The 18,822-nt window shown below is 62.3% G+C and carries 16 protein-coding genes and 4 pseudogenes; 7 read left to right on the top strand and 13 right to left on the bottom strand.

Going from position 1 to position 18,822, the window contains the following annotated elements; translation table 11 throughout:
- Positions 1-328 precede the first annotated feature (328 nt).
- Entirely contained in the window at positions 329-1,855 is a 1,527-nt protein-coding gene (locus AC0L15_RS28105; RefSeq protein WP_473497745.1) for a winged helix-turn-helix domain-containing tetratricopeptide repeat protein, read from the bottom strand.
- Between the two features lie 183 nt (positions 1,856-2,038).
- Between AC0L15_RS28105 and AC0L15_RS28100 the strand changes: the two genes are divergently transcribed.
- Positions 2,039-2,476: a hypothetical protein gene (locus AC0L15_RS28100; protein ID WP_473497743.1), complete on the top strand. Its 438-nt coding sequence runs from the start codon at positions 2,039-2,041 to the stop codon at positions 2,474-2,476.
- A 234-nt stretch (positions 2,477-2,710) separates the two neighbouring features.
- Here AC0L15_RS28100 and AC0L15_RS28095 read toward each other — a convergent pair whose 3' ends face one another.
- Positions 2,711-3,343 carry a tyrosine-type recombinase/integrase gene (locus AC0L15_RS28095; protein ID WP_287177714.1) on the bottom strand — a complete coding sequence of 211 codons (633 nt, stop codon included), beginning with the start codon at positions 3,341-3,343 and terminating at the stop codon, positions 2,711-2,713.
- A 343-nt stretch (positions 3,344-3,686) separates the two neighbouring features.
- Here AC0L15_RS28095 and AC0L15_RS28090 point away from each other — a divergent pair, with 343 nt between their 5' ends.
- Positions 3,687-5,459 (top strand): adenylate/guanylate cyclase domain-containing protein, encoded by a 1,773-nt coding sequence (locus AC0L15_RS28090; protein WP_287177710.1) that lies wholly within the window; start codon positions 3,687-3,689, stop codon positions 5,457-5,459.
- A 262-nt stretch (positions 5,460-5,721) separates the two neighbouring features.
- Here AC0L15_RS28090 and AC0L15_RS28085 read toward each other — a convergent pair.
- Both AC0L15_RS28085 and AC0L15_RS28080 read right to left on the bottom strand, forming a co-directional pair.
- Positions 5,722-5,917 (bottom strand): annotated as a pseudogene (locus AC0L15_RS28085) (patatin-like phospholipase family protein); the annotation flags it as partial.
- A gap of 14 nt (positions 5,918-5,931) precedes the next feature.
- Positions 5,932-6,830: pseudogene (locus AC0L15_RS28080) on the bottom strand (HNH endonuclease).
- A 212-nt stretch (positions 6,831-7,042) separates the two neighbouring features.
- Between AC0L15_RS28080 and AC0L15_RS28075 the strand changes: the two are divergent.
- The 3 genes and pseudogenes from AC0L15_RS28075 to AC0L15_RS28065 form a co-directional block, all read left to right on the top strand.
- Positions 7,043-7,195 (top strand): hypothetical protein, encoded by a 153-nt coding sequence (locus AC0L15_RS28075; RefSeq protein WP_473497741.1) that lies wholly within the window; start codon positions 7,043-7,045, stop codon positions 7,193-7,195.
- A gap of 3 nt (positions 7,196-7,198) precedes the next feature.
- On the top strand, positions 7,199-7,585 hold the full coding sequence (locus AC0L15_RS28070; protein ID WP_473497749.1) for a dihydrofolate reductase family protein: 387 nt from the start codon (positions 7,199-7,201) through the stop codon (positions 7,583-7,585).
- Positions 7,586-7,757: 172 nt separating this feature from the next.
- Positions 7,758-7,944 (top strand): annotated as a pseudogene (locus AC0L15_RS28065) (GntR family transcriptional regulator); the annotation flags it as partial.
- A 130-nt stretch (positions 7,945-8,074) separates the two neighbouring features.
- Here AC0L15_RS28065 and AC0L15_RS28060 read toward each other — a convergent pair.
- The 9 genes and pseudogenes from AC0L15_RS28060 to AC0L15_RS28020 form a co-directional block, all read right to left on the bottom strand.
- Entirely contained in the window at positions 8,075-8,788 is a 714-nt protein-coding gene (locus AC0L15_RS28060; RefSeq protein ID WP_473497739.1) for an ABC transporter ATP-binding protein, read from the bottom strand.
- Positions 8,785-9,525, bottom strand: a complete 741-nt coding sequence (locus tag AC0L15_RS28055) for an ABC transporter ATP-binding protein (RefSeq protein ID WP_473497747.1) — start codon at positions 9,523-9,525, stop codon at positions 8,785-8,787. The genes AC0L15_RS28060 and AC0L15_RS28055 overlap by 4 nt, the downstream gene beginning before the upstream one ends.
- A 2-nt stretch (positions 9,526-9,527) precedes the next feature.
- Positions 9,528-10,514, bottom strand: a complete 987-nt coding sequence (locus AC0L15_RS28050; protein WP_473497737.1) for a branched-chain amino acid ABC transporter permease — start codon at positions 10,512-10,514, stop codon at positions 9,528-9,530.
- A 13-nt stretch (positions 10,515-10,527) separates the two neighbouring features.
- Positions 10,528-11,400: a branched-chain amino acid ABC transporter permease gene (locus tag AC0L15_RS28045; protein ID WP_023802282.1), complete on the bottom strand. Its 873-nt coding sequence runs from the start codon at positions 11,398-11,400 to the stop codon at positions 10,528-10,530.
- A 181-nt stretch (positions 11,401-11,581) separates the two neighbouring features.
- A complete protein-coding gene (locus tag AC0L15_RS28040; protein WP_128188196.1) occupies positions 11,582-12,853 on the bottom strand; it encodes an amino acid ABC transporter substrate-binding protein in 1,272 nt (423 codons plus the stop codon).
- A 207-nt stretch (positions 12,854-13,060) separates the two neighbouring features.
- Positions 13,061-13,246, bottom strand: a complete 186-nt coding sequence (locus AC0L15_RS28035; RefSeq protein WP_036264426.1) for a YciI family protein — start codon at positions 13,244-13,246, stop codon at positions 13,061-13,063.
- A 62-nt stretch (positions 13,247-13,308) separates the two neighbouring features.
- On the bottom strand, positions 13,309-14,667 hold the full coding sequence (locus AC0L15_RS28030) for a phosphatase PAP2 family protein (RefSeq protein ID WP_473497735.1): 1,359 nt from the start codon (positions 14,665-14,667) through the stop codon (positions 13,309-13,311).
- A gap of 135 nt (positions 14,668-14,802) precedes the next feature.
- Complete coding sequence (locus tag AC0L15_RS28025) at positions 14,803-14,982, bottom strand: hypothetical protein (protein WP_287249751.1); 180 nt, start codon at positions 14,980-14,982, stop codon at positions 14,803-14,805.
- 222 nt (positions 14,983-15,204) lie between these two features.
- Positions 15,205-16,114: pseudogene (locus tag AC0L15_RS28020) on the bottom strand (LysR family transcriptional regulator).
- A gap of 159 nt (positions 16,115-16,273) precedes the next feature.
- Here AC0L15_RS28020 and AC0L15_RS28015 point away from each other — a divergent pair.
- Together AC0L15_RS28015 and AC0L15_RS28010 are read left to right on the top strand one after the other, a co-directional pair.
- The gene (locus tag AC0L15_RS28015; protein ID WP_473497733.1) at positions 16,274-17,140 is read left to right on the top strand and encodes an MBL fold metallo-hydrolase; all 867 of its coding nucleotides are present in this window, start codon (positions 16,274-16,276) and stop codon (positions 17,138-17,140) included.
- Positions 17,141-17,626: 486 nt separating this feature from the next.
- Positions 17,627-18,775 carry a CapA family protein gene (locus AC0L15_RS28010; protein ID WP_473497732.1) on the top strand — a complete coding sequence of 383 codons (1,149 nt, stop codon included), beginning with the start codon at positions 17,627-17,629 and terminating at the stop codon, positions 18,773-18,775.
- Positions 18,776-18,822 lie beyond the last annotated feature (47 nt).

The following is an 18,822-nucleotide window of genomic DNA, read 5'->3' as shown; positions in this document are numbered from 1 at the left end:
CGCTTGCAACTTCGGCTAACGGGAAGCGGCAGAGTTCATCTCAAAGTGCGTTGCCGCCTGGCGGCTTTTTGGGGCCGGAAGCGGAATGGCGGCTCCGAGGTTCGGATCGGCGGAAGCGGACAACGGGTCGGCGAGAGGTCGTCATCGGCTGATCCTGAGCGACGGTCCAGGGATAGGCGCGCCGATGCCGGGCGATGCGGAGGTAGACACGTCTTCGATTTTGAGGAACGCACCGCCGAGAATGTGCCTGAGAGAGGAGGCTGGGAGGGGACCGGCGGCTTGTGACAGCGCAGCACCTGACGCGCGGTTCGGTCCGCGCCAGCTGGCCTCATTCGGGAAGCCCTGCCGTTCGCAAGGCCGCTGCCAGCGCATCCATCAAGTACGGCCGAAACAGGTTAGTTCGCACGTAGCCGCCGACCGAGAAATTCGGCGCCACCTCGATCAGTCGTCGTGCCGCAGAGTGCGCTTCTTCGACATTGCCAAGGCCGACGTGGCTGGCCGCCAGATAGGCGTACGGGATGCTGAAGCCCGGATTGGCCCGAACCGCCAGAGCGGCGTATCTGGCCGCGTCGGCGAAGGTGCCGGCAAAGAGGTGAGTCAGGGCGAGGGCGCAGTAGGGATGGTAGCTCAGCGGATCGTCGATCGGGCTCAGCCGCAGCGCCTTGTGCGCATGTTCCACCGCCCGCTGGTGTCGCTCGCTGTGGGCACTGACCAAAGCGCTGAAGCCAAAGGCCAAGGCCGAATTGTGGTTCAATGCGAGGGCCCGGTCGAGCACCTCGAGGGCGGCGTCGTACTCCCGGGTGAGGTTGGCGCGGACGAACGCGCCGATGCTCATCGCCTGCGGGTCGTCGCTGGTGATGCCTAACGCAATGTCGGCGTGGTTGAGTGCGGCCGTCTTGTCTGCGGGATCCAACCCGTTGCGGAGATAGCGCTGCTCGTAACACCATGCGGCATAGCCATGCGCAGCGACATAGTCCGGCTGAAGCTCGATCGAGCGCGCCAGCAGTTGCAGGGCCTTGTCCGTCTCGACGGGCGTGTTCGCATGCGCGTGCGGCAGGGCCCGAAGGTAGAGATCGTACGCATCCAGACTTTCGGGCCGCTTGCGGCGCGCGCGCTCGATCTCCGCACGGCGGACACTCGGTTCGATCGAGCCCACGATCTGCTCGGTCAATCGATCCTGGAGATCAAACACGTCCGTTGCCGCGCCCTCGAACCTGTCGGCCCAGACATGAGTGGCCGATGCGCCGTCGACAAGCTGGGCATTGATCCTCAGTCTCCCCCCGGACTGCCGCAAGCTGCCCTGCAGCAGGTAGCGAACGCGGAGTTCGGCGGCGATGGTGCGCGCATCGGTTTCCCTGCCCCTGAAGCCGAAGGAGGAATTGCGTGCGATGACGAACAGGCCCGGGATCTTCGAGAGGTTGGTAATGATGTCCTCGACCAGGCCATCGGCGAAGTAGTCATGGGGCTCGTCGCCACTCATGGTGGCGAACGGCAGCACGGCGATCGAAGGGCCGCCGAGCGCACTCTCGTCGCCACGCTCCAGCGACAGGCGGTAGCCCCGCCGCGAGACGGTGGCCAGGACCGCATGCTGTTCGTCGCCGAGCGCTCGCCGGATCTCGTGGATGCATTGAACGAGACTGTCGTCGGTAACGGCGGCGCCTCCCCAGACGGCTTCAAGCAGCTCGGCCTTGCTGACCAGCCTGTTCGCGTTCTGGACGAGGTGGCGAAGGACCGCAAAGGCCTGCGGCCTGAGGGCGATTGCGTCGCCGTTGCCAAGACGGAGCGTCTCGCCTTCAAGGTCGACGACAACCTTGTCGTTGAGGACAAGGGTGGCAGTTGCTGGCGAACTGACCATGACGATCCTCACGTGTGACGGATCCCGTCGCCGAGCATACACCAGGTCTTCGCCGACGGCTCTCCATTCTTTCAGGGCTCTGGCCGGCGCAATTTCGGCAAACCATCGGAACTCGCTCGTTACTCGGACGAAGCGTGGTGCGATGGTCGCAACGAAGCACGACCGCGCAGGAGAGGAAAAACGATGTCTGCCACCGATCTTGTCCGGTCGCTCCGCGATCGCTGCGTGACGCTCATGGTAGCCGCCATTTGCGGTTCGGTGCTCCCCAGCTCGACCGCGGCGGGTGAGCAGACACACCAGCTTCGTGGACTGTTCTGTAACACGGAGGGGCAGCTCGACGAGGCGCTCAGCCATATGAGCCGGAACGTTGCGCCGGGCGCGGCCGCCGAACTGACCAACGACGAGGAAATCGTCTGCACCTACGTGGATCTGCTGCACTACATCGTCGAACGACCGCGGATCATCGGGGAAATCCCGGCCGAGTTTCCCCTGGTCAAATACGAGGGTGAACTCGTCGGCGTGATCGTAGGAGGTCGCGTCCGTCCGGTATCGCCGCCAGCTCGTGTCTTCTTCATCCTCCGCGACCGCCTTCCGGACGCCGTGACCGAGCAGCGCGTCTGAGCACCTGTGTCAGGCATCAGCCGGATTTGAAACGGATCGCGAAGGAGCCTTGCGATTTGCCGCCGCATGACGCCCTAGCGCACGGTCGACAGGTAGCGGCCCGGGCGGCGCAATCCATGACCTCCTGCGTGATCCCGGCAACGTCTGCTTTGAGGATGTTGCGAAGTCGATCTCTATGGCCGATATTGGCGCGTACCTGTCCGGCTCCTCGTTGGTCGCAAGGAGCCGAGGTGGTCAAATTTCTGTCCCTTCCGCCAAAATGAGTGCATCCTCGACGTCGACGCCAAGATAGCGCACCGTGTTCTCGATCTTGGTGTGGCCGAGTAGGATTTGCACCGCTCGTAGGTTGCCGGTGGCTTTGTAAATGATGGACGCCTTGGTCCGCCGTAGCGAGTGCGTGCCGTATTCCTCCCGGCGCAGGCCGATGCCAGTCACCCACTCATCGACCAGTCGCGCATATTGCCGTGTGCTCAGATGATCGGCGTGATCGATGCGGCTCGGAAAGGCGTATTCGTCGATCGCGCCGCCGCGCCGATCAAGCCATGCCAGAAGGCTGGCACGCGCATCATCCATCAACTCGAATTGGACCGGCCGACCCGTCTTTTGCTGAACGACGATCGCCCGGGTCCGGATTTGGCTGCCGCTGACCAATTCGCCGATCTTAATCTTTACGATATCGCAGCCCCTCAGCTTGCTATCGATCGCCAGATCGAAAAGTGCTCGGTCACGGACGCGACGGTGCTGATCGAGGAAGAAGCGAACGGCCCACACCTGACGTGGCTTCAACGCTCGTTTGGCTCCGACCTTGCGGCCAGCATTCCAAGCTCGACGTTCCTGCGAACCCGGATCATATTGTGACATACCCATGATCATTCTCCTTGGCCGACATCGGCCAGGGAGATTTTCCCCGCCTTGCACCTACCGTCTGTTGCGGTTTTTGGGCCGGCAGCGGACTGGCAGCTGCTGATGTCAGATACAGAAAAGCGACATTCAGCTCAGCGCGAGCATCGTCATGACCTGACCCCACGTGGCCTTTCGGCGCGACAGTGTCGAATGTCCGGAAGAGCAGTCATTGCCCAGGTATGCACGTCGGCTGCGTTGACGGCGAACAATAGCCAGTATCGATTTCAACCAATTCGCTTTGAGCAGAATCGAAAGTTTCCTCTTTCCCCGTGTCTTCCTGCTATCGTGAAGACAAGGAGATGGTCCGATGACCGGGAACCGGAAGCTGGCCGCTATTCTGGCCGCCGACGTGGTCGGGTACAGCCGACTCGCCAGCGCCGACGAAGATCGTACCTTGGCGAGGCTGCGGGCACTGCGCAGCGACCTGATTGATCCGACTATCGCCGTGCACAACGGGCGTGTGATCAAGCGCACAGGCGATGGAGCGCTGGTCGAGTTCCGCAGTGTGGTTGACGCCGTGCGCTGCGCCATCGAGGTGCAGAACGCCATGGTCGAGCGCAATGCCGGCGTGCCACCGGGCCGCCGCATCGAATTCCGGATTGGCATCCATCTGGGGGACGTAGTCGAGGAAAGCGACGGCGACCTGATGGGCGACGGTGTCAACATCGCCTCGCGTTTGGAGGGGATCGCGGCACCGGGCGCCATCTGCCTGTCCGAGGATGCCTATCGCCAGGTTAAGGCGAGGCTCGATCTCTCAGTCAGCGATCTCGGCAGCACGCAGCTCAAGAACATCGCCGATCCGATCCGGGTCTATTCGCTCCAGGTCGGCGCCGCCGCGCCGGCAAAGGCAACCACGACCTCCGAATTCGTGACAAGCCGGCCGGTGACGGCACTGCCGCCGAAGTTGTCGATCGCCGTCTTGCCCTTCGCAAATATGAGCGGCGATGCCGAGCAGGAGTATTTCGCCGACGGGATCTCCGAGGACACGATCACGGCTCTCTCAAAGCTGTCGCAGCTGTTCGTCATCGCTCGCAATTCGTCCTTCACATTCAAGGGTAAGAACGTGAACGTACAGGAGGTGGGTCGGAACCTTGGCGTGCGCTACGTGCTGGAAGGCAGCGTCCGCAAGTCCGGCAACAGGGTACGGATCACCGCGCAGCTCATCGACGCAACCACGGGCGGGCATCTGTGGGCCGAGCGTTTCGATCGGGACCTGACCGACATCTTTGCCGTGCAGGACGACGTGACACAGCACATTGTCGGCGCGCTCGCGCTCAACTTGACGGAGGTCGATCAACAGCGGCTCGTAACCGAGCAAACCGACAACCTGGAAGCATATGACTGCTTCCTTCGTGGCCGAGAGCAACTGTGGCGGTACACGAGAGAGCAAAACAACCAGGCTCGGGAACTCTTGCAACGCGCCATCGAACTGGACCCGAAATTCGCCTCGGCCCACGCGTTCTTGGCCCTCGCACACGGGCTGGACTACATAAACCGATGGAGCACGTCCCTGTCGATGTCAGTGGAACAAGCGGAAGAGTTTGCGACACGTGCAGTGGCGCTCGATGATCGAAATCCTTACGCGCATTGGGCGCTGGGCATCATCAATCTGCATTTGCGACGGCACGACATGGCCATCCGCGAGGCTGAGCGTACGATCTCCCTCGCTCCAAATCTTGCTGAGGGGCACGAAAGCCTCGGTAATACGCTCCACTATTCAGGGAGGTCCGAGGAGGCGCTTGCGTGCTTCGATCGGGCAATGGCCCTGAACCCGTACTATCCGGACATGTTCCTGCACTTCCAGGCACAAGCGATGTTCCAGTTGGGCCGGTACGAGGATGCCGCCGCTTCTCTCAAGCGGCGTCTTGTTCGTAACCCCGGCACTGATGTCTCACGCGTGCTTTTGGCTGCGAGCTACGGCCACTTAGGCCGCTTCGACGAGGCACGGGTGCAGTGGCAGGAAGTGTTTCGTATCAATCCTGATTATTCACTGGAATACCGGCGCAAGGTGCTGCCTTACAAGAACCCTTCCGATTTCGAGCTAGTGGTGGACGGGCTTCGCAAGGCTGGCTTGGTGTAATTACCAGACCAGGCGAGTGTTCAATCTTGGAACTTCTACAGCCACTCACGCGAAGGTGAAGCAATGGCCGGTGTTGGCGCAACCGCGACGTCCAGTGTGGTCGCCGCTAACGTCTGCTTTCAGGCAGTAGCAAAGGAATCCTCAACGGCTGATATGAGGCGCGTTGCTGCCATTCGCAACGCCGAGAATGAAGGTCTCGAACGGGGCAAAAGCGACAGTTCCAACTCTCCCCTTCGCGAGGCGCACCCCTGCACCGACCACCTTCCCGCTTTAGCTCGTCCATAATGTCAGCCGTTTCGGCCAGCAAGGCATCGATCTTCATGAAATGGAGCAAGCGGTATTTCGACACCGCCGGGCGGATCAAGATGATCGAGCTGACACTGCCTCACCTTGTTGGCAATGATCGACCGCATCATCAGTTGCGCGGCGCCGAACATCGGGTCGACTGAGGTCGGGTGTCCGGCGACGCGCCTCACTGCTTGAAGCAGTGGTCGCGGTGCCATTGCAGGAAATGAGCATGCGGGCGTTCAAACTGTCGGCGAGGCGGAAGCGCGCGACGGGCCTTGTTTATGAATGCCTGCACACTGTCGAGGTCGTTGACCTGTCGCGAGATCAGAATTTCCAAGTCATCGGATAGGCTGATCAATCCGCGATCGAACATCCAGTGTGCTGTACCAGACAGTGCGATCCCATTGTTGATGACATCCGGGCCGTTCGCTTCGACCGGTCGAATATGGGCGGCGGAAACTTCGGCCCGGCCGCCGCCATTGATCAACTTCAGTCCCGTGATCGCGCACCGCTCATCATAGGCGCGCAAGACGATGCGACGAAAAATGCGATCCCGCACAATTCGCGATCCGATGTAGCTTACGCGATCACGGCTCTGCTCGAATTCGAATGGCGCCTGCTCATCCTGAAAGCCAGCAGATGTACCGGTCTCATCAACGCGCGGTAGCAACACTCATTCGTCTCCAGGCCCAAATCGATAATGCGGTTGAAGTCGCTTGGACTGATCGGCCGGACGGCCGATTGGGCGCGACCGGAAATTCGCTCTTGGTCGTTGAGCAAGCCTCGTTCAACGAGACCGTCAGTTCCGTTGAACGGGACAGGATTGACGAAATCGAGATAGGTTCCGGGCTTAATCAGAGCGAGATACATATCAGGCGTCACAGGATCGGGAATGACCTGTTGGACTTTGGCTACCGCGTAATAGCCACGGGTATCGGTTACCTTGCTAGGCTCGTAGTAAATGATCCAGTCACCGACGCATGCTTCGACACGACGTAGATACGGGCGAGGAAACTGGTATTGCTCTGCGGGGCGGTCGTTGTAGATCGAATCTAGGCGGTGAATGAAGACCCCGAATCCCATGAGCTTCCTGCAATGCGTTCTTTGGGAATATCTGCCTCAGATGTAACACCAATCCGATCTTGGGAACTTAGTCCAGGTCGGAGAAGCTTTTCCCCATGGTATCGGTCCTTTGGAGGCGCATAGGGAAAGCCCCTAACAAGCGACCGCGCTATTTTCACGGAACGTGTCGCGAAAGGCCTGTGCGGTCCGTCCTCCGACAGAAGGAGAGCGCCATGCGAAAACTCATCGTCACCGAATTCATCAGCGTCGATGGCATCGCCGAGGTCGAGAGGCTGCCTGGCGTGACCTGGAACGATGAAATGCAAAGGTTCAAGGAGGATGAGCTTGCCGACAGCGGCGCCATGCTTTTGGGGCGCACGACCTAGGAGATTTTTGCCGGCTCATGGCCCAAGGAAACCGGAGATTTCGCCGACCGGTTCAACGCGCTGCCGAAATATGTCGCGTCGACGAGCTTGAAGGCGCTCGACTGGAAACCGGCCGAGCTGCTGAAGGGCGCATTGCCGCAAGCGGTCAGGCAACTGAAGCAAGGCAGCGGCGGCAACATCTATGTGCATGGCAGCCTCAGCGTCGCGCAGGAATTGCTGCGCCATAACCTGGTCGACCGCGTCAGGTTGCTCAGCTACCCCGGCGCCGTCGGCCAGGGCAAGCCGCTGTTCCCGTCCGGCGAGCAGGTGCCGCTCGAGCTGATCTCGGCCACGCAATTCAGCAACGGCGTGGTGGCGCTCGAGTATGCGGCTGTGGTTGCGAAGTCGTGATGAGCGAGCGCCGATGTCGGCCAATCTCCCCACTCGTGGGGAACTCGTGGGGAACTCGTGGGGGAGATGCCCGGCAGGGCAGAGGGGGCGCGAAAGAACGCAAGCATTTGAGTTTTAGCTGCCGTAACGGCGCAGTTGCGATTTAGGTTGGCGGGACAGAGCCCCCTCTGGCCTGCCGGCCATCTCCCCCATAAGGGGGAGATCGGCAGCTTCAGCCTACGACGCGCTACTGGACGGCTCGCTGAAGCCCGGCGAGCGCGAGCTTTCGCTGCGGCTAGGCGTGTCGCGACCGCTACTGCGAGAGGCGCTGCGCTCGCTTGCCATGCTCGGCTTTCCTGGACATCCGCCACGGCAGGGGCCGCCGCCGTCGCGCTCGCGCGCGCCATCAGGGCCTGCCACAGCCTCGGTAGGCTACCGCGAGACTGTGACAGCGGCTCGGTTGGACAATTCACGACACAGCTTGCAGTACCTATAAAGTGCCAAGCGGCATCAGGCGCCGCCCATATAGATGTCCATGATCTGTCGGTCGTTGCGGACATCTCCGGGCGTGCCTTCGAAGCGCTTTTCTCCGGCGGCCAGGATATAGAGCCGGTCGGCGATCGGCATGGCCTCGCGAATATTCTGCTCGACCATGAGAATGCCGATGCCACGCGCGGTCAGCACCTTGATGCGCTCCAGCGTCTCGCTCACCATGGCCGGCGAAAGGCCGGCGGACGGTTCGTCGAGCAGAATGAAACGCGGTTCCGACACCAGCGCGCGCGCCAGCGCCAGCATCGCCTGTTCGCCGCCTGAAAGGGCTCCGGCCGTGGTCTTGCGCCGCCGCGCCAGCGATGGATATTGGTCGACCAGAGCCTCGATGCGCCTGTCCACCAGCTTCCGGTCGGCAATGGCGTAGCCGCCCATGCGCAGATTTTCCATCATCGTCAGCCGTGGAAACACGCCGCCGCCCTGCGGCATCAGCACCAGGCCCTGGCGCACGACTTCATGAACCGGCAAATTGCCGATCGTTTCGCCGCCAAGCCCGATTGTGCCGCTCCATACCGGCAGCGCGCCGGCGATCGCTTTCAGCAAGGTCGACTTGCCGCAGCCATTGGGGCCGAAGATGCAGGTGATCTTGCCGGCTTCCGCGACAAGGGAGACGCCATGGACGATCTCCTGCTTGCCGTAGCCCGCAACGACGCTGTCTGCGACCAACGTGCTCATTGCGGACGCCCTAGATAGGTCTGCATGACTTCGGAATTTTGCACAATGTCCTCGAACGCGCCGCTGGTCACCACCCGCCCTGAATCCATGACGATGATGCGGTCGCAGACATTGCGCACCATTTCCATGTCATGCTCGATGACGAAGAAGCTGGTTCCCTGCTCGCGCAGCCTGGCGATCGCTTCCAGGATGATCTTGCGGATGTTGGGGTGGACGCCGGCCGTCACCTCGTCGAGCAGGATGAGGGACGCCTGACGCATGATTACGCGGCCGAATTCGAGCAGTTTCTGCTGGCCGCCGGACAAGTCGGACGCGCGGTTGTTGGCGACCGGTTCGAGATGCAACAGCGCCAGCGTCTCGTCCGCCCGCTGGTGCGCGCCATGCCAATGACCCTCAGCAGCCGCGGCCAGAAGGTTCCCACTGACTGTCATGTTCTCGAACAACGCCGGGATCTGAAAGGTGCGCGCGAGGCCGAGGCGGGCTATCGTATAGGCCTTTTTGCCACCGATCTCATGGCCGTCGAACAGGATCTGCCCGCGATCGGGCGTCTCCATGCCGGCCACGAGGTTGAACAGGGTCGATTTGCCCGAGCCGTTGGGGCCGATGAGGCCGGCGATCTCGCCGCATCCGACCTCCAGGTCGACGCCGGCGGCTGCCTGGATGCCGCCGAAATGCTTGTGCACGTCGCGAACGAAGAGGATGGGCTGGTCGCTTGGCGCGGGCGCTTGCGCCGTCATGCTCACGAGCGTCCTCCCTGGCGGGAGCCGAGCAGGCGTCCGAGCACCGTGTCGAGCACGCTGCCTGATTTCCCGCTTCGCCGCGCAAACAGGCCGACGATGCCGTTGGGCAGGAACAGCACCACCAGGATGATGGCGGCGCCGAGGATGGCGATATAGAAGGCGGTATCGCCATAGTACATCCAGATAAGCCGGTTGACGAAGAACAGCGCGACGCCGCCGATGGCCGGCCCCCACAGGCTGCCGAGCCCGCCGAGCAGGACCATGACGACCATCTGGTCGGTGATGTCGCCGCCGAACACGCTCTTTGGATTGATGAAGGTCACCCAGTAGGCGAAAATACTGCCGAACACGGAGGCGACGACGGCGCTGAGCATGAAGGTCTGCAACTTGACCAGCGAAGTGTTGATGCCCATGGCTTCGGCCGCCGGTTCGTGATCCCGTAAGGCCTTGACCTTCAAGCCGAAGCGGGAGCGCTCGAACAGCGACCAGGTGAGGAAATAGGTCAGGACGGCGGCCGCGAACATGGCGAAGTAGAAGAAGCGCTCGTTGAGGAAGGGAGGCAGGCCGATACCGCCGGTTCCGCCAGTGAAATCGACGACGGTGGCGAACTGCATGAGCACTTCGGCGAAGGCCCAGGTGGCGATGGCGAAATAAGCGCCGCGCAGCCGCAATGTCGGCGCGCCGATGACGACCGCAAACAGGGCTGTGACGATCATGCCGATGGGAATGGTGGCGAGGAACGGCACAGCGAAATCCGCGCCCATCAGGATGGCGGTGGCGTAGGCGCCGATGCCGAAGAAGGCCGAATGGCCGAAATTGATGTAGCCGGCATAGCCGCCTAGCATGTTCCAGGAACAGGCGAGCCCCGCCCACATCAGCGCGCCGGTGGCGATGCGCAGCCAGTAAGTGTTGACCAGCACCGGCAGCAACGCCAGCACGACGAAGATGACGACGAGGAGAAGCGGGCCGGCCCAACGATTTTTCATGGTCTGGGCCATCTCACAGTCCGCGCCGCAGGATGCCGCGCGGGGAAATCAACAGGACAAGGAAGAGCGTTGCGAAGATCGCGAGATGCGAGTAGCTGGCTCCGCCATAAGTCGCGACAAAGGCTTCGATGACGCCCAGAAGCAGGGCCGCCACAAGCGCGCCGCCCAGCGAGCCCAGCCCTGCCAGCACGGCGACGAAGAAGGCGAACAGCGTATAGCGCAGGCCGATCTCCGGATTGACCGAATAGATGCCTCCCATCAGAACGCCCGACATCGCCGTGATCCCGGCGTAGAGCCCGTAAACATTGGCGCTGAGACGCCGGATGTTGACCCCCATCAAGGCGGCGTTCTGGCGATTTTCGGCCGTCGCCCGGATCGCCAGCCCGTAGCGCGTGCGAAAGAGAAAGAAAAACAGCCCGCCGGCGATGAGTAACGCAAACGCCGCCGCCGCCACCCGGATCAGGGGCACCGTGACCGGGCCGATCATGATGCTGTGACCGCTAAGCGCCGTCGGCACGCTATGCGTATTGAAACCCCAGACGGTCAGCATTCCGCCGCGCAGCAAGGTGAAGATGCCGAAGGTCAGCGCAAGCGCCATCAGTTCGGGTCGCGCCGTGCGGCTGTTTCGGACATTGTAGATCATCGGCCCCATGAGATAGCCGATCGCGCCGAACAGGACGAAGGCCATCGGCATGGCGAGGAACCCGTCTATGCCGAGGAAAGCCGCCATGTAATAGGCGAAGTAGCCGCCGAGAACGACCCATGCCCCGACCGCGAAGTCGATGACATGGAGCACGCCGAAGGTCAGTTGGAAGGCGATCGAAAACGTGGCGATGACGCCGCCTATCAGCAGGCCGTTGAGCAGAGTTTGAAGAAAAAGATCCAATGGCAAACCTGTCCGTCAGTCCAAAAAGTCCGCAACATGCTTTTGGCGCGAGTGTGAATAGACGCCCGCAGTATAAAGCCCAACCTACGTCCTGGCCTTTGGAAGAGCCGGCCGTCATCATGGTGCCCGCTGGCGTAGCAGGCGACGGCGAATAGCGCCTCCGCCCGGCCTCAAATCGCGATTATTTCCAGGCCGGCAACGGGTAGATGAACTCGGCCGCGGCCGCTTCCTTCGGGCCGACAGCGACGGTCTTTCCATCCTGGATCTGGATCATGACTGGCACCGGCTGGATGTTGTCGTGATAGTGGTCGCCTTCCTTCTCGAACTTGATCGGTCCGTAGAAAGTCGTGATGTCGGTGTCGGCGATGGCGTCCTTGAGGGCGACGCGGTCCTCGGGGGTGAGCGAAGGCTTCTTGCCCAGTCGCTTGGCGGCGTCGGCGAAGACGAGGCCGCTGGCCGAGCAGGCGGCTTCCGTGTAGTCGGGCTCATGGCCGAACTTTGCCTGGGCCCGCGCGACATAGTCCTGTGCGGTGCCGAACAGGTCGTCCTTGTAGGGCACCGTAGGCAGCCATACGGCGACACCTGAGGTGCCGTTCGCATCGGCGCCGAGCGCTTCGGCGAAGGCCGGATTGGTCACGCCGTAATGCATGATCAAGGCCTTCGGCCGATAATTCAGCGATTTCGACGTCTTAATCACATTTATCAGCGGCTCTTCATGCCCGCCCACCGCGACAATGTCAGGGTTGAGGGCGGCGATCTTAGACATTACGGGGGTGAGATCGCCGGAAGCCGGAACGAGCTCGTAGGCGACGACTTCGAGCCCCGCTTCCTTGGCGCCGCGCTGGAAGCCTTCGCCGGTCTCCTTCGAAAAGGGTTCGTTGACGCCGATCACCGCGATCGTCTTCGCCTTCGGGTTTGACAGCGCCGCCAGCACGCCCAGCGACTGGCCGGATGTCGTGTCGACGGAAGGGATGATGCCGAAATTGAATTCGGGCTTGGCCAACCAGACATTGGGTGACTCGGCCGAGCCCGAAATCATCGGCACCTGATATTTCTGGCAGATCGGCTGAACGGCGATTGTCGAGCCACTGGTGTAGGGGCCGAGCAGGAAATCGACCTCGTTCTGCACGATCAGCCGTTCTGCGGCGTCAGCGCCGGTGGCCGGATTGCTCTGGTCGTCGCCATAGAACATCTCGACCATGAAACGCTCGCCGCCGACCTCGACGCCGCCCTTCTCGTTGGCCGCTTCGGCCCAGAGATCGTAACCGTTCTTGGTCAAATTGCCGCCCGAAATATTCTCGCCCGACAGAGACGTGATGACGCCGGCCTTGAAAGTCGCCGCCTGGGCGCGCGCGGTCCGCACGAACGGCATCGAAATCGTGCCGCTGGCAAGCGCCAGGGCGCTGCCGCCGAGAAATGTGCGTCGAGAAAAGCTTACGTCCTTCTTTGGCATGACGGTCCTCCCGCATTCGTTCCTAAAGTTGCAGGATATGTCCGCACACCGCACAAATCTACTGGAAACGCTCGCTGCAGCTCTCTGAAAATCCATACTTGCAGCGCACCACAGCACTTCGTGCTGGTCGTCTATGTGGCGACCCGCGCGACAGAAGCCATGTTCGGTCCTCCCTTTCCAATGCGGCTGAGCTTTTCGCGCGTCCGGTCATGGATTTCCGTGACCTCCGGCGTCAGAGTGATTGCAAATCGGCCATCCGTACAGCGGCCGAATTTCGATCTTGCTCGGTCCCGGCATGGGATTGGGGCGGCGCTTCACCCACGCGACCGCCTCGTCCAGGTCCTTAAATTCCCAGAGCCAGAAGCCGGCGACCAACTCGCGGGTCTCGGCCAACTGCCGTCTCGACCATTTGCGAATAGCACCCATGGCATCAAAAGAGGGCCTCCTTCCTTCCGCTAGTCCGCCCCGTCGGTTTTTGCCCGCTCGATAAATTTCCCCGCGACCGCTTTACCGAGCGCGGCGCCGGCCCGGTTGTCCATTTCATAGTGGATGCCTGCCCAGACGCGGGAATCACCCGCCTCTTTGCCAACCGCGCGGATGAACTCCGCATGGCCGGGAAACAGGTACGCCAGGACCTCGCATCGGGCAGTCGAGAGCGTGGAGTGGTTCGACGGATAACTGGGATGAGCTGGCACCGCGAGCAGGGGAGTGATGCTCGCGTCAAGCATGTTGGGCCGCAGATACCAATAGGCGTACTTCCCGTCGTTGCTTGCAATAAAGGCGTCGTAATAGACCGTTGCGAGCATCGCGTAAGCCCGCGCGGCACGCGGCGGGTTCGTATCCGTCTTGTCCTCGAACATCCACTTGCTGGCATAGTCATACCAGTCGGTGAACAGGCCGGATGGGCTTTGCCAGTAGAACGCTTTGTAGCTGTTAGGGAATTTTCGTTCAAACTGTCGGATTGCATCCATCTCGGCCTTTACGGCCGGGGACTGGCAGTCGGGCGGCGCCGGCGGCCTGAATTCATCGGGTGCCGCCAGCACGATCGGCTTCCAGTTTGGCATGGTTACATTGGCGGGTTTGTTCCCGACCCACATGCACGGCCCGGTCGGAACAGTGCCGCTCCACGCTGCATCGGAGCCATCGGCCTTTGCCCGCGCAATCACCTGCTCTGCGACCCTGCGCCCCAACTCCAGGCCGGCGGAGGAATCGCTTGGGAACTGGACACCGGCAAGGACACGCGACTGTGCCGCTTCTTCGGCCATTGCCTTGAACGACGATGTCTCTTCGGGAAAGAAATAAGAAAGAACGGTCGCGGCAGCTCCGGCGGCTGCGGCATGCTCGGATGGATAGGAGGGACTCCGCGGCAGCGGCAGCGCAGTCGCCAGTGTCGCATCCGCCTCGCTCGGGCGCGGCCGATTGTAGAAGTATTTCACGTCCCAGGCAGCAATGGTGGCGTCGTACATCGCCATCGTCAAATAGGAGTAGACGCGGTGCGCATTTGGAATCTGCTGGTTTTCGAGAAGGCGATTGTTGACCAGATCGATCCATCGGTACCCAGGCGAGCCGGCGTCCCAGAATGTGATTTTGTCGGCGGCAGCCGGATCCTTTTGCGCCAAGAGTTCCCGCATCTGTGCCAATTCGGCTGCTGCGGCGGAGGCGTCAGGCGGCGGCGGGACTCGGAAGTCCTCGCCAGACGTGATTACCCACGTCTTCCACGTTCCAGCCTCTGGTTCTATCAAATCCGATTGGGCGAAAGCGCAGTTCCCTGAAAAAAGGATTACCGCGCAGGCCTTGCCGAAACCGCTAAGCATGCGAGCCTCCCATAGGTTCCCCCGCCCAAAGACGGAAGGTTTTCCGTTTTCAAACATTTATTTTAGCGAATACTAATTATACTCCGAGACGCTGCCGGGTGAAAGGATAAAAGCTAGAGCCCGGCAGCGTCGTTCTCAGTCGACCTGCCGCCCGGCGCCAATTCCAACCGGCACGAGAAGCGCGAAGCGGTGGTGGGCGGTCGGTGCTTGTTTGCCCGCGATGGCCATCTCCTCCAACAAGAGGGAGATCGGCAGTCGAGCCTTGGCGCTCATCGTGCAACGCTGGTGATTGGCGAAGGCGCCGATGACAGCCAATCTCCCCCCTTGAGGGCCCTTGAGGGGGAGATGCCCGGCAGGGCAGAGGGGGGCGGTTCGACCGGGCGCGGCCTCCTCTCTTGCGACAGTGGAGGTTGGCGCATTACGTTAGACGACCCCCTCTGGCCTGCCGGCTTTCGTCGTTCGGAAAGCCAAGCAATTGACTTTCCGTCCGCTGCGCGGACCACTCCTCAACCCCCACAAGGAGGGAGATCGGCAGCTTCAGCCTCGGCGCCCCTGCCCGCCTGGCCCCGTCTCCTGCTCAGCCGTGACCAGCATCTCGACAAACCTCGTCACTTTGGGCGGGCGGAACCGCGCGGCCTGGGTAGACTGTGTAGATGCCTCCGGAGGGCAGCTGCCACTCGGGCAGGATGTGGACGAGCCGCCCTGCGGCCAGCTCATCCCGCACCAAAAAATCCGGCAGCACCGACAGGCCGGCGCCAGTGCGCACGGCCGCCAGCACTGCCGGCGTTGCGTCGATGGCGATCGTTGCCTGCATGCGCACGGTTCGCTCGTCGTCGCCGCGCGAAAATTGCCACAGCAGCGGCTCGCGCAGCGCCATGTTGGCGACGAAGGGCAGCCCGGCTAGGTCTTGCGGTTCGCCGGCCTGGAAGCGCCCGGCGAACTCGGCGCCGCAGACCATAAATTGCCTAAATGTGCCGATGCGTCGTGCCTGCAGGCTGGAATCGGCCAGCCAGCCGACGCGGATCGCCACGTCCATTCCACCGGACGCCAGGTCGATAGTGTCGTCGCCCAGCGTCAGCTCCACCCGGCAGGTGGGATAGCGAGCGCTGAAGGCGGCGACTACCGGCACCACCGCCGAGGTGCCGTAGTCGTTGGGCGCCGCGATGCGCAGCGTGCCGGTCGGCTCGGCCGCAGCCTGCGCGAGCTCGTCGAAAGCGTCCTCGGCCTGCTGCAGGATTTTTAGGCAGCGCGCATGGAATGTCCGGCCGGCCTCGGTCGGATCGACGCGCCGCGTCGTGCGAATCAGCAGCGTCATTCCCAAGTCGCGCTCCAGCCGCGCCACCTGCTGACTGACGACCGCCTTGGTGATGCCCAGCCGCTCGGCAGCCCGCGTGAAGGAGCCGGCGTCGACCACCGCGGCGAAATAGGCCAGCCGGTTCAGGTTCATGCGTGGCTCATCGCTGGCTCATTGTCAGGCAACGACATACATTACGTCTATTTTGTTGGCCTTCAATACGCATTCCGCTTTTGCCATCTTCCTGAGACCGAGGCTGCGCGGGAGATGCGCTCGCCCGAATTCGGCATTCTCAAGCCCCAGGAGACAGTCATGTTCACACGGAGAGCCATCATGAAAACCACCCTCGCCGCCGGCGCCGCTGCCGTCTTCGCTCCCGACGGGCTTGGCCATGCGGCCGGCGAAAACGGCTTCTTTCGCGCCCCGGTGCTGATCACCGGCGCCTCCGAGGCACTGCTGATCGACGGCGGCTTCACCTATTCCGACGGCCGCGCCGTGGCCGAGGCGATCAAGGCGACGGGCAAGACGCTGACCACCATCTACGTCAGCCAGTCGGACCCGGACTATTATTTCGGCCTCAAGCCGATCAAGCAGGTTTTTCCGCAGGCGCGGGTGATCGCCGCTGCCGAGACGGTGGCCGCCATCAATAGCAGCGTCGACAAGAAAATCGCCGTCTGGGGGCCCCAGCTCAAGGAGAATGGCCCGCAGGTGCTCGCCGATGTCGTCATCCCCGAGATATCCGACGGCAAGACGCTCACCGTCGATGGCGAGACGGTCGAGATCGTCGACGCGGAAGGCCTCGCCAACCGGCGCTATCTCTCGGTGCCCTCGCTGAATGCGGTGTTCGGCGGGGTGATGATTTTTTCCGGCGTGCATGTCTGGACCGCCGACACGCCGACCAGGAAACAACGCGCCGCCTGGCTCGCCAATCTCGAAAAGATCGCTGCCGCCAAGCCTGAAATCGTCGTGCCCGGCCACATGACGGCGCAGGCCGCCACCGACCTTTCGGGCGTCGAGCACACCAAAACCTATCTCATCGCCTTCGAGGAAGAACTGGCCAAGGCCAAGGACGCGGCCGCGCTCAAGGGCGCCATCGAGGCCCGCTTCCCCGGCCTCGGCATGGGCGTCGCGCTCGACATCGGCTCCAAGGTCGCCACCAGCGAGATGAAGTGGGGCTGAGAGCGTCAAGCTGGAATGAAGCCGCGCTCCAACAGGGATTCTTGCAAGATGGACCCCCACCCTAACCCTCCCCACAAGGGGGAGGGAACGCGCCGCGCGCCCTCACTTCCCTTTGGAAAGACAGGCAATTTGCCGAGGTCAGCGCCAGCAGAAGTCTCCCTCCCCCTTGTGGGGAGGGTTAGGGGTGGGGGTACATCGTAGAGCGAAAGCCTCGGCTATACTGGGAGAAGTGCCCGGCAGGGCGATGAGGGGCAGCGCAAACCTGGGGTGATTGCCATTCGCGGTCGCTCAGCCCCCTCACCAACATTTTGCCCCCGCCCCCAGGTGCTCTTGGTTCCCCAGATGCCGGAGCGATGCGCCTTGAGCTGCACGATCTGGCTGTGGTCGACGAACAGGTTGATCTCGCGGCGCGCGATGCGATCCGCGCAAATTGGCTGGGAACCCCTTGGGGTCACCGGGTGTTGGCACGCAGGAGATTCGAGAGCGATGCCGCAGATCGCGAACAACGCCGCCGCAGGATCTGAACGGTCCGTCCGAAGCAGCGCAAAGCTGTTCCTGTGCGGCGACGTGATGCTCGGGCGCGGCATCGACCAGGTCCTCGCCAGTCCCGGCGATCCGCACCTTGGCGAGCGCTTTGTCAAATCGGCGACGACCTATGTCGAGCTTGCCGAACGCGTCAATGGCCCGATCCCGAGAAAGGTCGACGAGGCGTATGTCTGGGGCGATGCGCTTAGCGAATTGGATCGTGAAGCGCCCGATGCACGGATCGTCAATCTCGAGACCAGCATCACCACCAGCCTGTCCCTGGCGCCGAAGGGGATCAATTACAAGATGAACCCGGCAAACATCGGCTGCCTGGCGGCGGCACGGATAGACTGCTGCGTGCTCGCCAACAACCATGTGCTCGACTGGGATGCGCCTGGTCTCGTCGAGACCCTCGATACGCTGCGGCTTGCCGGCCTCGCCTCTGCCGGGGCCGGGCTTGACGCGGACGAGGCGGCGGCGCCTGCCGTCATCGAGCTGGCCGGCGGGGGCCGCGTGCTGGTCTTCGGCTTCGCGCTGGAGTCGAGCGGCGTTCCAGCTTCATGGGCAGCCGGAGCTTATAAGCCAGGCGTCAATTTGCTGGCGGATGTCTCGGCCCGTTCGCTCAAGCAGATCGCCCGATCCGTGCAGGCCATAAAACAGCCTGGCGACCTCGCGGTGGCCTCGATCCACTGGGGCGGCAACTGGGGCTACCAAGTCCCGGCGGAAGAACGCGCGCTTGCCCATGCTCTCATCGATGTTGCAGGTTTCGATGTCGTGCATGGGCACTCCTCCCACCATCCCAAGCCGATCGAAATCCATCACGGCCGGCTGATCCTCTACGGATGCGGCGACTTCCTCACCGACTACGAGGGAATCACCGGCAACGAAAGCTTTCGTGGTGAGCTTGCGCTGATGTACCTGCCGCGGCTCGCCATACCGGACGGTACGCTTGTTTCGCTCGAGCTGGTGCCGTTCCAACTCGCCCGATTCCGGCTAAACCGCGCCCTGCGCGAAGATGCCGCCTGGCTCGCAGCCATGCTTGAGCGCGAGTGCTCATTTTTCGGCACGCATGTGGCGCTCGGCGACGACCGTCTCGCTGTCCTTTGGTGAAGCGCCTGCGGTCGGCAGGCAATGGCACTAAAGCGCGTCGCGTTCGA

Source organism: Mesorhizobium sp. WSM4846, assembly GCF_055811415.1.
The sequence above is the reverse complement of the archived record's forward strand: the minus strand, read 5'-3'. Positions and strand labels throughout refer to the sequence as shown.